Source organism: Wandonia sp. (assembly GCF_984588085.1).
Genome location: NZ_CFIGVI010000032.1, coordinates 5,848 through 20,966, shown reverse-complemented (window position 1 = coordinate 20,966; position 15,119 = coordinate 5,848). Strand labels below are relative to the sequence as shown.

Below are 15,119 nucleotides of genomic sequence, written 5' to 3'. Positions count from 1 at the left end.
TAGGGAAAATACCTCAAAAGGGGTAGAGGCTGATTAAAAAAATATAAAATCAATCCGCACAGCCTAAACTGACTTTCACTATCTTTATGCTATGGTTTACGATTTGTCACAACACGGAGGGGTTTTTAATACGTTTGTAGCGGAATTACGTGATGAGCGCATTCAGCAAGACCCCATGCGATTCAGAAGGAATCTGGAGCGTATCGGAGAAGTTTTAGCGTATGAGCTGTCTAAAAAACTACCAATGGAAGATAAAATGGTTACGACTCCTTTGGGACAAAAAGAAATGAAAGTAATCCGTGAACAGCCGCTTATAGCTTCTATTTTACGAGCGGGATTACCCATGCACCAAGGAGTTCTAAATTATTTTGACAGATCGGATTCAGCTTTTGTTTCAGCTTACAGAAAGCACAAGAACTCGGAGGACTACGATATTAAGGTTGAGTATATGGCGTGCCCGGCGATTGATAAACGGGACCTGATTATTTGTGATCCGATGTTAGCAACGGGTAGCTCTATGGTGATGGTCTATAAATCACTATTGATGAACGGAACGCCAAGATCGGTTCATATTGTAACAGCTATCGCTACACAAGAAGCAATTGATTACACAAGAAGACATCTGCCGGATACTGCATGCATCTGGGTAGGAGGAATTGATACGGAACTTACGGCACAGTCTTATATCGTTCCGGGATTAGGAGACGCAGGAGATCTTGCATTCGGAGAAAAATTGCAGGCATAATGTGGATACATTACATAACCCTTGCCGGGTTATCTACTTTTAAATTCATGTTTGCCCCTATATATGGTAGGGGAGTGGGGTTAACTTTTTTAGAAACTTATATTGTTACGTATCTCGGAGCAGCAGGCACAGCCGTGTTTTTTTATTTTCTTGCCGGTTTTTTTATGAGAAGAGCTGCTGAGAAAAGAACGAGAAAACGATTAGAGGCGATTTATAATGATGAAGTATATGTAGACCCACGGAAATTTACTTTTGTGAATAAGATGGTCGTGAGAGTAAAAAGAACAATCGGGATCTACGGAATTTCTTTTTATGCTCCCTTTTTTCTTAGCGTTCCTATAGGAACGATTATTACAACAAAATTTTACGGAAGAAATCCAAAGACACTTCCTTTGATTCTTCTCGGACTTGCAAAAAATGCACTGATTACAACTTCGATAGTTTATTGGTTATGGTAACAGATATTTTCTTTGACCTGGACAGAACACTCTGGGATTTTGATACAAATTCGGATACGGCATTACGCGTTGTTTTTGAAGAGTTGGGGTTGGATACTACAATTGAATCAAGAGATAATTTTGTAAAGGATTACATTCGGATTAATGAAGAAATGTGGGATTTATACCGTCAGGGTAAAATCTCCAAAGAATCCCTGAGGGTAAAGCGATTTGATGACGCATTGAAACTACACGGAGTCGATAACCAGAAACTGGCAACAGAATATTGTGATCGTTATATTGATTTCTGTCCTGAGTTAACAGCTACTTTTCCAGGAACACATGATATGTTGGAAGAGTTAAAAGGCCTGGGAAAAAAATTACACATCATAACGAATGGATTTTCAGAAGTTCAGCACCGAAAACTGAGTAATTGTGGTCTGGAAAACTTCTTTGATATTATCATCTGTTCGGATCAGATAGGAGTGAATAAGCCTGATCCGGAAATCTTTCGGGTGGCGATGAAAAAATCAGGAGCAACTGCAGCTGCATCTATGATGATCGGTGATCATCCTGAAATTGATGTGTTAGGAGCAAATCAGGTCGGAATACGAGGTATTCTATTTGATCCGAATGAACACTATCAACCACATCCTTCGATGGAGAGAATAAAGCATTTGGGAGAGCTGCCTTCCCTTGTTCTGGGGATTGCGCTATAAAGAAACCGGGGGGCTGTTTTTACTCAGTTTTTACCAGAGATATTTTCAGAGGTAACTTGTTCTTGTGAGGATGAAACAGATAAACATCCAGCTTTTTCCTATTAAAACAGTTGAACTTATAACGAATAGCCCGGGGAAAGTCATGTGACGGATTTTCAAAAAAGAACTTTTTCCCTTTGGACTGAAAAGCAATTTCCTTACCCTGATTCTGACTGTAAACACGGGCAGAGTAAACAAATCGTTTCCCTGTATAAACAAGGCGTAAATCTTCATGTTTCGTCGTATCTCCGTTATCGGAGATCAGGTAACCGGTACCTGTTAATTCATTAGGGTTCTTACTTTTTTCCCAAACCTCAAATCCTTTGTTATTGACATAACTCCATGTTCCCACTAATTTGTCCGCTTTTTTGGGAAGTTGTTGACCGAATGCAATCGGATACAGAAATAAAAAGAGCAAAGTAGAGCTAAATACGCGAATTGGTAACATATAAAACGGTTTTTCAGAACATCGAAAGTACAGATGTATTTTAGTATTACAGCAATTTACGCGAAAAAAATCACAATTATAATTTTAAAAAGCAGGAACAATTAATAGTTCGGGTTGACGACGTAAATATGCGGGGGATGGACAAAAAGAGGTTTCTTTTCGGGATTCCAAAAGTACAGATGAATTTCGTCGTTTTCTCTTGCTGTTTCCGGAATTTCGAATGCGATAAAGAAAGAACCTGACTGTTTAGTTTCCAGTCGTACCTGATCCCAGGCCTGATAGTATAAAGGTTGTTCATCCTTGATACGCATTTCACCCTGATTTTCCAGTACAGCGACGAAAGGAAGTGAAGTCGTCGCACTATCATGCCATCCTTTAGCTTCTACAAGAATATAAGTCCCCGGTTGTCTGAGCTGCTTTACCGGTATGCGAATATCTCCGAAAAACTCTTCGGATAAGGTATCTTTCTTCCATTGTGTAAAAAGCTCCGGAGAGTTGGATAAGCTATAATCATGTTCAAATTTTCGGTTAAATCCCGGAGCTTTTTCCCAGACAGAAAAATCAGCATTAAAGAAATCCTCGTGCCGGACGACTTTCGGATATTTTCTACGAATGATTTCATATAAAACAGGGTGATGACGTCGGTTTACACGAGCCAACATGACATATTCTTCTTTCTCCGCATTTTGAATCAAATCGGATAGATGGTATATTTCCTCTGTCTCTTCGATCAGTGTCATTTCGAAATCCTGCGACATATTTTCTGCCCGACCGTAGTAATTCAGGTAATTTGTATTGGTAACATTCACCAGTCGTATCATCTTGTCCGGGTCAATCTGTTGGTCATATTCGGAGATGAGTCCGGCAACTTCCCGGAAAGGTTCAAAGTGAACCGGACGGGTCAATTTGCCTAACGTCAGTGAGTGTATGGAAAGTAAAACACAAACAAGTACCAATAAGCGGGTATATTTCTGTAAATCAATAGAACTTAGCATGTGTCCAAGCCCAAGAAACAGAAAACCGATGGTAAAGAGTTGTCCGGGTTCTCTCAAAATAGGAGTGTAAAGAATAGATACAGCGTGTCCTGCAAAGTAAATGCCAAAGAAAATCAACAGAGGAAAAGCTGTTAGCTTATCTATTGTCCGTTTATGGGCATAATAAGCAAAAGAAATTCCCCCGGCAATCAGGATGAACAAAAGCTGTGAATCGTTGAAGTACAGTTTGAAGAATTCAAAAAGCCAAAATGATCCGGGTTTCCCTAACCAACCCAGACCTCCTTTTGAAAAATGGTGCAGTGTCAGATCAATATGAGGAATGAAAGCAATGAGTGCGAGTATCCCTGTGATGATAAACCCTGTTAGTTGTTTTTTATTGAGATAAAACAGGGCGATAAAGGAAATGATGGCTGCACAAACAAAGGCATAATAATGCGAGTACATCGACCCCGTAAGTCCAATGAAAATAAGCAGTAATCCTTTGAAATAAATCGTTTTTTCAGTTTGATTTCTGTAATCAAGAATGCCATAAACGAGTAGCGTGATAAAGAAAAATCCGGGGGCATACGGCCGGCTAAGCGAAGTATGCAGAATCGGGAATACAAAAATTGAAAGTCCTGCAACAGCCAGTAAAGCAGCTTGCTTTGAAAAAAAACGAATTCCGGTTTTGTACAACAAAGCGATTCCGCCAAGACCAAATAGCACGGCAGGCAGACGAAATACAAACGCTGAGTCTCCAAACCAGTGAACCCAGTAGGTTAACAGAATCTGAAAGAAAGCGGGGTGCATATCTCCACCTACACCAACGGAAATAAGTTCACTAAAGTCATGAACATTTGTCCGGTTCCAGGCGCTTAGTTCGTCATGAGACATTCCCTGGGTAAGTAGAAAAATCAGTCGGAGAATAATTCCGACTGAGAAAATGATAAAGAAACCGTAGTGTTCCCTAAATGTATCTTTAAGCTTGTTTTGCATGATTTTGCTGCATTGCTTTTTCGTAGAGTACGATACCTGCCGCTACACTCACGTTAAAAGAAGATATCGCTCCGAATAACGGAATTTTAGCTCTTTTGTTGCAGTATTTCATGACTTCGGGAGAAATTCCGTTTTCTTCAGATCCCATTACAATTGCTGTTGCTCCTGTGAGGTCAGTATCGGGAAGAAGACCTTCAGTTTTCTCCGTACAGGCCACGATCTTAAAATCGTATTGTTGAAGCATAAGGAGAACATCCTGCAAGTGATCTTCACGACATACAGGAATTCTATTTAATGCACCGGCAGACGTTTTAATTGCATCCGGCGTAATTTGTACCGATCCGCGAGCCGGGATAATAATAGCGTGAACACCCAGACATTCAGCTGAGCGTGCAATTGCTCCGAAATTTCGTACATCCGTAATGCGATCAAGTACCAGTAAATTAGGTGTTTTTTTCTCTTCGAGCAGTGACTCAACAATATCAACTGTTTTGTAATACGAAACCGGAGATATGAATGCAACTACTCCCTGATGGTTATTAGCAGTTACCTTATTGAGCTTTTCAACCGGAACAAACTGAAGATTATAATCTTTACCTTTCAGTATTGCTTTCAACTCGTTGAAGAGTTCCTTGTTCATTCCTTTTTGAATAAGTATTTTATTCAATTCCTTCCCTGCTCGGATAGCTTCAATAACGGCACGTACACCGAAAATATAATCTGTATTTTCTTTCATCTGGATAATCTATAAATCAAAAGTAAGTAATTGGAACGAAACGAGGTTATTTACCTGCTTTTTCATTGCAGCGGGCACATTCTCCCAAAATCAGGAAATTGGCTTCCTTTTGCGAATAACCGGCAGGAAGGGAAACTTTGGGTTGATTACTGTCATCCAAACACTCTGTCTTTTGACATTTAACACACTTAAAATGAATGTGCTCATGGTTGTGTCCATGGTCGTCGTGACAATGATCTTCGCATAACGCATAACGCTCCAGTCCGGTTTCATCAATGACCTTGTGTATCAGCCCCTTTTCTTCAAATGAATGCAGAGTACGGTATAAAGTTACCTTATCCAGGTCTCCTGAAAATTCTCCCAGTAAATCGTGGATAGAAAGACCCAGACCGGGGTTCTTCTGAAAGAAATCCAGAATCGAAATTCTTCCATCTGTGATGCGTAAGCCTTTTTCTTTAAGCCGATGTGCCAAATCCATGCTCAAAATTAGCGAAAATTAACCAAAGCGTAATCCCGCAACCTCTAAAATTATCTCTATATTTGCAACAGGATTGCATATAATGAAGATACTGGTATTCTTTTTACTGCTACTTTCTTTCTCTGTCGCAGGGCAGACGTATTCTCTGAAACTTGAAGTCAGGTCAGAGGAGGATCATGGTTTAATTCCGGGTGCAAAAGTGGAGTTGGTTGAAGACCACCGGAAACATTATCTGGCAGAAGGTACATTGGAAATAGAGGTGCAACACCCGACTCATCACCTGCATATTACTTCTTTGGGGTACGAGACAGTCGAAATGGATATTGATCTGGAAAAGCAGACAGAATATACGGTTTATATGCACCTGACCTCTATCGAACTGAAGGAAGCAATTGTACAGCACGACATGGTGAGTTCCTCGGACAGGAATGCATCTATCACAATCACAGGGGTGGATCGTGATGCCATATTGTTATCGAACGCGGGAAGTTTCGCCGAGAATCTGGAGTCAATTCCGGGGGTTTCTGCGATTAACGTGGGAGTTGGGATTGCAAAACCTGTTATACGGGGATTGTCCGGTTTGCGAATACAGGTTGCGGATGCCGGTTTGCGTCAGGAAGGGCAGCAGTGGGGAAATGACCATGGATTGGAAATGGATCAGTACGGCATTGAGCGTCTGGAAGTGATCAAAGGCCCTGCTTCAGTTGTTTTCGGACCGGATGCAATGGGAGGTGTTATTCACGTATTACCAGAGGTATGGACACCTGAAGGGCAGATAAATATTGATCTGTTGGGAGGTGGAAAAACAAATAACGGAACAGGCTTTGGCTCCATAGGGATCAAAGGGACAAAAAAGAATATCTTTTTTAGTTTGCGTTCCAGCTATAAAGATTACGGTGATATGACAATTCGTTCGGATTCGTTTAACTACAATACGTTTCGTTTACCGGTTTACGAAGAGCGATTAAAAAATACCGCAGGAAATGAATTGAATTTTTCCGGGGTAGTAGGGTACAAAGGAGATTGGGGAAAGGTTTTTGTCAAGGCAAGTCAATACCGCCTGAAGCAGGGATTGTTCAGTGGGGCTATCGGAATTCCGCAGGCATACGGATTGGGGCACGAAGATGATTATCGGAATATTGAGTTACCTGCTCAACATGTGGTTCACACAAAAGTGGATGGTCACGGGCAGTTTCGGGTGCGTAGAAACCTGATTTCGGTTGATGCCGGATACCAAAGAAATAATCGACTGGAGAAATCAATGGCGCATTTTCATGGATATTCCCCGGCAATTACATCAGATACAGCACATCGGTTTTTATTGGAAACCTATCAGTTGCGTACTTCTGTAAAAACGACCTTCAATGTTGCAACAAAACTTACTTATGGTCTGAGTTTACTGTATCAGGAAAACAAAATTGACGGATTCGAATACCTGATTCCGAATTATCGATCAGCCGAAGGAGGTGTATTTGTTTTATTAGAACATAACTTTACGAAAAAATGGGCGACCAACTTTGGAATTCGGGGAGATGTGGCAAAAGTTATCTCGGAAGAATACCGCAAACCGGTATATGATCAGGATTTGAATGTCGTGGGAGAAAATCTGCTTTCTCCGGATATCGACCGTTTTTTCTTCAATGGAGGTGCACAGGCCGGATTTAGTTATCATCCCAATCACAATTCCAACATCAAATTCAACTTTGGAAAAACCTATCGGTTTCCAAGAGCGGTTGAATTGGCGGTTAACGGGGTGCATCACGGAACTTTTCGCCATGAGCAGGGAGACGCAAACCTTCAAACAGAAAACGGATATCAGTTCGACCTGAGTTATGAGTTTCACACCAATACTTTTTTACTGACGTTATCTCCTTTTTTCAACTATTACCAGAATTTTATTTTTCTGAGAGCTTCCGGAGCTTTTTCCCCCTTACCCGATGCCGGACAGTTATATAAATACACGCAGGCAGATGCCTTTCTTACCGGGGGAGAGTTATTGGTAGAATATCATCCGTGGAAATGGTGGCATATAGCAGCAAAAACACAATATGTATATGGGTATAACCTGAATTCTTACAGGAATCTGCCTTTCATCCCCCCGTTTGAAGTCACGTTGGAATTTGATTTTATTATGGAAATGAAAGGTAGATTAGAAAAACTATTTTTTAAACCCCACGTTACAGGAGTTACTGCACAAAATAAGGTGGACGTAAACGAGAAAACGACTCCAGGGTTTTTTCTGCTAAATGCTGATATCGGAGCAACTATTCAACTGACGAAAAAGCAAAAAGTGATTGTCTCACTGGGATTCCGAAATATATTGAATACCCCCTATTACAGGCATTTAAGTCGATACAGGATTCTGGATCTGACTGAACAGGGATTCAATTTGGTTGGTTCGGTTCGTTTTCCACTTGAATTCGCTTTTTAATGAATTGTCCATACCTTTGAAGGATGGATTCGAAAGTATATTTTATTACCGGAATAGGTACAGATGTTGGAAAAACGGTTGTCTCAGCGATTGTTTCTGAAGCACTGAAAGCAACGTATTGGAAACCCATACAATCAGGTTCGGTAGAAGGGACGGATCGTAAAACGATAGAAGCCTTGTGCTCCGATGCGGTCAAAACACTTCCGGAGGAATATATCTATGAAGCTCCGGTATCTCCGCACCTTGCAGCAGAAATGGAAAACAGCGAAATTGATGTTTCCCGGTTATTACTTCCGGATGTCACAGGAAATCTTGTTGTTGAGGGAGCGGGAGGATTAATGGTACCGATAACAAAAGATTTCTTATTTGCAGATTGGATTAAAACACTTAAAGTTCCGGTTATCATCGTTTCCCGACATTATCTGGGAAGTATCAACCACACGTTATTAACTGTAGCGCAATTGAAACAGCTGGAGGTTCCTGTAGCGGGGATTATTTTCGTAGGGGCGGAAAATACAGATACGGAATCAATCATAGAACAACATACGCAAGTCCCTGTTTTGGGAAGGATTCCGGTTGTGGATGAACTGACCCCGGACTTTATTAAAGCCGAGGCAAAAAAATTAAACCTGTCCTGATTCGGATAATAAAAGATTCAGAAAATATGAGCACTGATTTACTGGCAAGAGATAAAAAATACGTTTGGCATCCGTTTACGCAAATGCAAACAGCTCCCGATCCTATTGTGGTGGTGGGAGCTAAAGATGCGATATTGACAGATGAAGGCGGAAAGGAATATATCGACGTGAACTCATCCTGGTGGGTGAATGTGCATGGCCATGGACGTCCCGAGTTAAAAAAAGCGTTACAAGAGCAATTTGATGAAATCGATCACATTATTTTTGCGGGAGCAACCCATCCCAAGGGAATTGAACTCTCCGAACGAATCTGTAAGTTGCTGCCGGGCAATTTTTCAAAAGTATTTTTCTCGGATGATGGTTCGACAGCAATTGAAGTAGCTCTGAAGATGGTGTTCCAGTTTTGGCACAACCAGGGGCAACCCAAACGCAGAATAGTAGCATTGGAAGGAGCTTATCACGGTGATACATTCGGGGCGATGTCAATAGGGCAAAGAGGATACTTTAACGAACCGTTTGAACATTTCTTTTTTGATGTAGACTTTCTTCCTTTTCCGGATGGAACGAATACGGATGAGGTGATTCGAAGAGCGAACGAGTTAGCGGATTCGGGAGAAATTGCAGGTTTGATAGTCGAGCCTTTGGTGCAGGGGTCGGCCGGAATGAGAATGTATTCCGAAGAGGTGTTGGATGAGTTAGTCAGAATTTTCAGAAAAAAGGGAGCAAAGATTATTTTTGATGAAATCATGACCGGTTGGGGACGGACAGGAAAAATGTTCGCCATGGAATACTGTACAGAATTGCCGGATATCACGTGTGTATCAAAGGGGTTGACCGGTGGAGTGATGCCTTTGGGGCTTACCATTGCAACCGAAGAGATTTATACTGCATTTTTATCGGAAGATAAATTGAAAGCACTGTTGCATGGTCATTCATATACAGGGAATCCATTGGCATGTGCGGTTGCCTGTGCGAGTATGGATATTTTTGAAACCGACGAATCCAAAGAAAATGTCCAAAGAGTAGCCGGGAAAATGAATGATTTTGCTACCCGGCTTTCCACTCATTCCGGATTCACAAATATACGTGTGCGGGGAACCATTTTAGCCGTAGAACTGGTTGTGCCGGAACAAACGGGATATTTTGCCTCTGTACGTGATCAAGTCTATCAACACTTTCTGGATCAGGGAATCTTGTGTCGCCCCTTGGGGAATGTTGTCTTTTTTAATCCGCCCTATTGTATAACAGATGATCAACTAGAGAAATGTTTTGCTGCCTTGATTGATTTTCAGTAAATTTTCAAAAAAGTAAGAAAATTTGTAACCTCTTTTTATTTCCTGTTGTCAAAGAGGCAGAAACAATAAAAAACAACAAAAATGGAAATTGAAGGAATTTTGGCATTGTTAATCCCGTTTGCAGCAATGGCAATGGCTTTTGGAATTGTCTATTTGAACAGAACACAAAAGACAAAAGAGAAATTAGCGATGTTGGAGAAAGGATTTTCTCCCGAAGAGATCAAATCAGTGTACGAAGCTAAAAGTAAATCGGAAGCCAACTCAGGTTCGGGAAGTAATCCATACCTGTGGATTGGAGCCGGAGTTGGTTTGTTGGTGGGGCATGCTTTGACATTACTCATACCTATAGATAATACGCTTGCCTATATGACCTGTGCTTTTCTTTTTGCAGGAGTTGCCTTACTTATTCAACGTAAATACGACAATAAAAAATTGAATAATTGACAGACTCGGAACTTATTGATCGGGTTTTAAAAGGAGAGAGGCATGCATTTACTATTCTGGTAAACAATCATAAGGACATGGCTTTCTCTCTGGCACTTCGAATAACAAAGAGTGAAAATCTGGCGGAAGAGGTAGCGCAGGATGCTTTTTTGAAAGTATACACTGCGCTTTCCGGGTTTCGTAAAGAATCCAGATTCACAACATGGTTGTACCGGATTGTTATAAACGCTGCTTATACGAAACTAAGAGAGAAAAAGCCCTACGAAAAGGTTCAGTTTAATGACAATTTTATCGAAATCGAAACCGGTTTAGATGGTTTTGATCGGTTGTCAGTAAAAGAACGGGGAGAAAGTATCAAGAAAGCCCTTGGAGAACTTGAGAAAATGGATGCGATCATCCTGACTTTATTTTACCTGGAAGAATATTCGGTCGAAGAAATGGTAGAGACAACAGGACTTTCCAAAGCAAATGTTAAAGTAAAACTGCATCGCGCCCGTAAAAAACTGGCGGAGGTTATTGAGAAAAAATATGTTGAACTCCTGAATTAGTAAACATGAAAGAAGAATTGAAAACAAGTTTTCGGGAAAGCTTTGTTCAGGAAACGAGTGCTGATTTTACAGAAAGCGTTTTGAAGAAAATTGAAGAAAGAGAGCGGGTTTCCCGGAAGCAACCGGAGCGAGCCGGGCTTTGGGTGTATCTGATTGTATTTGCTATTATAGGGCTTCCGCTGGCTTTGGTGATTGGGTATGCTATTTCTTTGAGTTTGCCGGTTCAGATCCCGGATCTGGAGATAAAATTAATCAGTGAGTCGGAAAGCAGACGTATTGGTAACTTTTTTATTGAGATTATGCCTTATACACTCTTTTTGTTTGTTTTCTGTTTTGTTTCTTTTTGGGAAACCCTAAGACGAGGGAGAAGAGTGAAGATCTGACAGGAGTAATTAGCGTGGTTATTATTTCCTGCAATGACAAAACAAACTTCGTTATTTCTCCCAAAATCACTAACTTTGCCCCATAAATTGAATTCAGGGAAATGTTTGAAAATCTTACGGACAAAATAGAAAGAGCCTTTAAGGTTCTTAAAGGACACGGACAGATCACGGAGATAAATGTCGCGGAGACACTGAAAGAGGTGAGAAGAGCCTTGCTTGACGCGGACGTGAATTTTAAAACAGCGAAAGAGTTTACACAGTCTGTAAAAGAAAAAGCGCTTGGACGTAACGTATTGACTTCAATATCTCCCGGTCAGCTTTTGACTAAGATCTGCCATGAAGAATTGGTAGAGTTGATGGGAGGTGCAGAGGCCGAACTTCAGTTTCAGGGAAGTCCCGGAATTATCCTGATGTCAGGATTACAAGGGTCGGGTAAGACTACTTTCTCCGGGAAACTGGCTAATTTCCTGAAAAACAAAAAGGGTAAAAAACCACTTTTGGTAGCCTGTGACGTATACCGTCCGGCCGCGATAGATCAGCTGCATGTTTTGGGTGACCAGTTGGGAATCGAAGTTTTTTCAAATAAAGAAGAGAAAAACCCGGTAAAAATTGCTGAGGCTGCGATGCAGTATGCAAAAAGCAATTCATTCAATGTTGTGATTGTCGATACGGCAGGTCGTCTTGCTGTAGATGCAGAAATGATGAATGAGATCGAAGCCATTAAAAAGGCTTTGAACCCGACAGAGACTTTATTCGTGGTCGATTCCATGACGGGTCAGGATGCTGTCAATACGGCTAAAGCATTTAACGATCGCATAGACTTTGATGGTGTTGTTCTTACCAAATTGGATGGTGATACCCGTGGTGGTGCGGCGCTTTCTATCAAAGCAGTAGTTGACAAACCAATTAAGTTTGTTGGTACCGGGGAGAAAATGGACGCACTGGATGTTTTCTATCCGCAACGTATGGCAGACCGTATTCTCGGGATGGGAGACGTTGTTTCTTTGGTAGAACGGGCTCAGGAACAATTTGATGAAGAACAGGCTCGTAAACTGCAAAAGAAAATTCAGAAGAATCAGTTTGATTTTAATGACTTTCTGGGGCAGTTACAGCAGATCAAAAAGATGGGGAATGTAAAAGACCTTTTGGGGATGGTACCCGGAATGGGAAAAGCATTGAAAAATGTGGATATTGAGGATGATGCTTTCAAACATATTGAAGCGATTATTCATTCGATGACCCCTGCGGAAAGATCGAATCCGGCATTGTTGAACGGAAGTAGAAAGAAACGAATTGCGACAGGTTCCGGAACAAGTATTCAGGAAGTAAATAAATTGATCAAACAGTTTGATGATACCCGTAAAATGATGAAGGTTATGGGGAACAAACAGGAAATGATGAAAATGATGAAGCAAATGAAAAACATGCCGGGCGGAATGCCGGGAATGTAATTCATCTTGATACAGAGAACACAAGAGGAGTCATAAGTTGACTCCTTTTTTTATGGATTACGAATTCACTACCAGTTTGTATCCTACTCCACGAATATTAACGATGCGGATACGCTCATCTGCCTCCAACTTCTTACGGAGCCGTGAAATAAAAACGTCCAGTGTGCGTCCTTCATAATCTCCTTCATCTCCCCAGACCTTGTGAAGCAATATATCCCGATCTATGGTTTCGTTAGCAGAGCGGATTAATACAGCAAGGAGGTCTGCTTCCTTACTGGTAAGTTTAGTAACGGTATTCTCAAATAGTAAGGTCATATTGACCAGATCTAACCGGGTAGCACCGAAAGAAAGTGTCTCGGTATTTGTTTTTGTCTTCCTTGTTCTAAAAAGAAAGACACTTAGTAATAACAAAAGCGAACCGGAAATGATCCAGAAGGTATACGAGCTACCTGCTTGCCGATTACCTGCATGTTCTTCTTCTGAAGGAGCTGCTGTTGTATATGCTGAAGAAGTGTCAGTAAAAGAAAAATAGAGTTGATAACAGGCTTTCGGATAATCCCGTTCTTTGCAGGCTATTTCATCAGTCGATACAGAGGGAGTTATTTCATAACTGTATACAATTTTACGGGTTGAACAATCGAGTACCTCCACCAGATAGCTTTCCGAAATATTCATTTTTTTGAATACCTGTTCTACCGAATGGCTCAGTCTTTCAGTAATAAGGTGGAAATCATTTTCAAATCTAATTTCATATTTACTTCCTGTCTTCTCTATCGGTAAAATCCTGGACGAAGAATCCCCTGATTCCAGTAATAATTCATGTCCTATCATGCGTAATGCAACGAGAATATGGTCCTCGTTACCGGTTGCCTGCGAGTAACCTCGTACAGGGAAAAGGGTAGGTATACTGAAAATCAGAGTAAGATACAGTAGAGTAATTCTTGGTTTTTTATTTGAAATACAGGTTGATAAAGAATTTTGCATTGGTTTTACATTAATTTACACGAGTTAACGCTCTCCGGAAATAAGACATTCTACTTTAGATACAACAAAAAATAGTAAAAGATGAAAAGAAGAACGTTGATTTTATTTTTGGCTGTATCAGGTATACTTGCCAATTCCTGTATCCGGTTGCATGCAAACATAAAAAATAAAAGCATATCCGGACTAAAACTATTGAAAATGAATAACTCCAATTCCGGGGATACAGATCAGATAGCCGACTATATCGTAGAACTATTTGAGGATAGTAAAGGAAATATCTGGATGGGAACAATGACGAAAGGAGTTGTATGTTATGACGGAAATTCACTGACCTATTTTTCTCAGGAGAATGGTTTACCTTCCAATATTGTGGTAGGCATGGTTGAGGATAAAAAAGGACAAATCTGGTTGGCAACACATGCCGGACTTTCAAAATACGATGGTAATTCGTTTACCAATTATACTACAGAAGAGGGATTGGTACATAATCGTGTTTCAGAACTTATGATCGACCGATCCGGAATGCTATGGGTAGGAACATGGGGAGGGGTCAGCCGTTTTGATGGGCAACAGTTTACAACATTTGAGCTTCCTGCCCCCAAGCTACAACTCCCTGAATACAATTCGACGTATGAATGGGTAACCGGAATTGTTGAAGATCATGAAGGAAATATCTGGATCGGGAGAGATGGGCTGGGGGTTTGCCGGTATTCTCCTTCTGCCAAAGAAGCATTTACTTTTTTTACAAAAAAAGACGGATTACTCTCAAATAATGTTCAGGATCTATTGGAAGATAAGCGTGGTAATATATGGATCGCAGCACGAATAGGAGAAAAAGATCACCCGGATCCGGATAAAAGAACGGGTTCCGGAGGAGTTGTTTATTTTGATGGAGAGACAATCAGGACTTTTCCGGAAGTAAAAGGGTTAAGTGCTTCAGATAGTTATGTTTTATACGAAGATAAGGAGGGGCATATTTGGATTGGAGTCAATCAGGTGGGAATTTATAAATACAATGAGTTGTCGTTTACCTTATTTGATCAGGTAGATCAGGATGATCTGATGCCGTTTGGATTTGGTGTGCAGGGTATATTGAAAGACGCTAAGAATCAATTGTGGATAGGAGTATCCGGTGGATTATTTCGTCTGGAGGGAGACACTGTTACTAATGTCAGAAGATCCGATTTAACAAACTGTAAAAACTAATAAGTAATCAGGTTCAGTTGAGAAGATTTTGGTGTTTGTTGTTACGAATTACGCACGTATTTTCTGAATTGTTATTTTTTGGTCGGAATGATCTGAATTAAAATATTGGTAGAAATAACAATAACATTTTTGTATATATTTGAAGCCTTAATTTGTTGAGAGGGTTT

The 15,119-nt window shown here is 40.7% G+C and carries 16 protein-coding genes; 11 read left to right on the top strand and 5 right to left on the bottom strand.

The features are described 5' to 3' along the window. Positions 1 to 91 precede the first annotated feature (91 nt). Genes upp through AC4PL9_RS11395 form a run of 3 tightly spaced genes read left to right on the top strand, consistent with a single transcriptional unit; the run spans position 92 to position 1,901 of the window. Positions 92 to 745 (top strand): uracil phosphoribosyltransferase, encoded by a 654-nt coding sequence (gene upp / locus AC4PL9_RS11405; protein WP_491604880.1) that lies wholly within the window; start codon positions 92 to 94, stop codon positions 743 to 745. Next, entirely contained in the window at positions 745 to 1,203 is a 459-nt protein-coding gene (locus AC4PL9_RS11400; RefSeq protein ID WP_491604879.1) for a hypothetical protein, read from the top strand. The genes upp and AC4PL9_RS11400 overlap by 1 nt, the downstream gene beginning before the upstream one ends. Continuing rightward, positions 1,197 to 1,901 (top strand): YjjG family noncanonical pyrimidine nucleotidase, encoded by a 705-nt coding sequence (locus AC4PL9_RS11395; RefSeq protein WP_491604878.1) that lies wholly within the window; start codon positions 1,197 to 1,199, stop codon positions 1,899 to 1,901. The genes AC4PL9_RS11400 and AC4PL9_RS11395 overlap by 7 nt, the downstream gene beginning before the upstream one ends. 19 nt (positions 1,902 to 1,920) lie before the next feature. Here AC4PL9_RS11395 and AC4PL9_RS11390 read toward each other — a convergent pair whose 3' ends face one another. From AC4PL9_RS11390 to AC4PL9_RS11375, 4 genes are all read right to left on the bottom strand, one after another. After that, positions 1,921 to 2,388: a hypothetical protein gene (locus AC4PL9_RS11390; protein WP_491604877.1), complete on the bottom strand. Its 468-nt coding sequence runs from the start codon at positions 2,386 to 2,388 to the stop codon at positions 1,921 to 1,923. A 101-nt stretch (positions 2,389 to 2,489) separates the two neighbouring features. Continuing rightward, entirely contained in the window at positions 2,490 to 4,358 is a 1,869-nt protein-coding gene (locus AC4PL9_RS11385; protein ID WP_491604876.1) for a glycosyltransferase family 39 protein, read from the bottom strand. Next, a complete protein-coding gene (gene rlmB, locus AC4PL9_RS11380; protein WP_491604875.1) occupies positions 4,342 to 5,094 on the bottom strand; it encodes a 23S rRNA (guanosine(2251)-2'-O)-methyltransferase RlmB in 753 nt (250 codons plus the stop codon). Before rlmB ends, AC4PL9_RS11385 begins: the two co-directional genes overlap by 17 nt. A 46-nt stretch (positions 5,095 to 5,140) precedes the next feature. Next, positions 5,141 to 5,572 carry a Fur family transcriptional regulator gene (locus AC4PL9_RS11375; protein WP_491604874.1) on the bottom strand — a complete coding sequence of 144 codons (432 nt, stop codon included), beginning with the start codon at positions 5,570 to 5,572 and terminating at the stop codon, positions 5,141 to 5,143. An 82-nt stretch (positions 5,573 to 5,654) separates the two neighbouring features. Between AC4PL9_RS11375 and AC4PL9_RS11370 the strand changes: the two genes are divergently transcribed. The 7 genes from AC4PL9_RS11370 to ffh all read left to right on the top strand — a co-directional run bounded on the left by AC4PL9_RS11370 (position 5,655) and on the right by ffh (position 12,762). Beyond that, positions 5,655 to 8,003 carry a TonB-dependent receptor gene (locus AC4PL9_RS11370; RefSeq protein WP_491604873.1) on the top strand — a complete coding sequence of 783 codons (2,349 nt, stop codon included), beginning with the start codon at positions 5,655 to 5,657 and terminating at the stop codon, positions 8,001 to 8,003. 23 nt (positions 8,004 to 8,026) lie between these two features. Then, complete coding sequence (gene bioD, locus AC4PL9_RS11365; protein ID WP_491604872.1) at positions 8,027 to 8,641, top strand: dethiobiotin synthase; 615 nt, start codon at positions 8,027 to 8,029, stop codon at positions 8,639 to 8,641. 26 nt (positions 8,642 to 8,667) lie between these two features. Next, positions 8,668 to 9,936 carry an adenosylmethionine--8-amino-7-oxononanoate transaminase gene (gene bioA, locus AC4PL9_RS11360; protein ID WP_491604871.1) on the top strand — a complete coding sequence of 423 codons (1,269 nt, stop codon included), beginning with the start codon at positions 8,668 to 8,670 and terminating at the stop codon, positions 9,934 to 9,936. A gap of 81 nt (positions 9,937 to 10,017) precedes the next feature. Continuing rightward, positions 10,018 to 10,380 carry a DUF6249 domain-containing protein gene (locus AC4PL9_RS11355; RefSeq protein ID WP_491604870.1) on the top strand — a complete coding sequence of 121 codons (363 nt, stop codon included), beginning with the start codon at positions 10,018 to 10,020 and terminating at the stop codon, positions 10,378 to 10,380. Beyond that, entirely contained in the window at positions 10,377 to 10,928 is a 552-nt protein-coding gene (locus AC4PL9_RS11350; protein ID WP_491604869.1) for an RNA polymerase sigma factor, read from the top strand. The genes AC4PL9_RS11355 and AC4PL9_RS11350 overlap by 4 nt, the downstream gene beginning before the upstream one ends. Before the next feature lie 5 nt (positions 10,929 to 10,933). Then, positions 10,934 to 11,311, top strand: a complete 378-nt coding sequence (locus AC4PL9_RS11345; protein ID WP_491604868.1) for a hypothetical protein — start codon at positions 10,934 to 10,936, stop codon at positions 11,309 to 11,311. Between the two features lie 101 nt (positions 11,312 to 11,412). Continuing rightward, positions 11,413 to 12,762, top strand: coding sequence for a signal recognition particle protein (gene ffh, locus AC4PL9_RS11340; protein ID WP_491604867.1), 1,350 nt, complete (start codon positions 11,413 to 11,415; stop codon positions 12,760 to 12,762). A 57-nt stretch (positions 12,763 to 12,819) separates the two neighbouring features. Here ffh and AC4PL9_RS11335 read toward each other — a convergent pair whose 3' ends face one another. Continuing rightward, entirely contained in the window at positions 12,820 to 13,746 is a 927-nt protein-coding gene (locus AC4PL9_RS11335) for a winged helix-turn-helix domain-containing protein (RefSeq protein ID WP_491604866.1), read from the bottom strand. An 81-nt stretch (positions 13,747 to 13,827) separates the two neighbouring features. Here AC4PL9_RS11335 and AC4PL9_RS11330 point away from each other — a divergent pair, with 81 nt between their 5' ends. Continuing rightward, complete coding sequence (locus tag AC4PL9_RS11330; RefSeq protein WP_491604865.1) at positions 13,828 to 14,952, top strand: ligand-binding sensor domain-containing protein; 1,125 nt, start codon at positions 13,828 to 13,830, stop codon at positions 14,950 to 14,952. Positions 14,953 to 15,119: the final 167 nt, after the last annotated feature.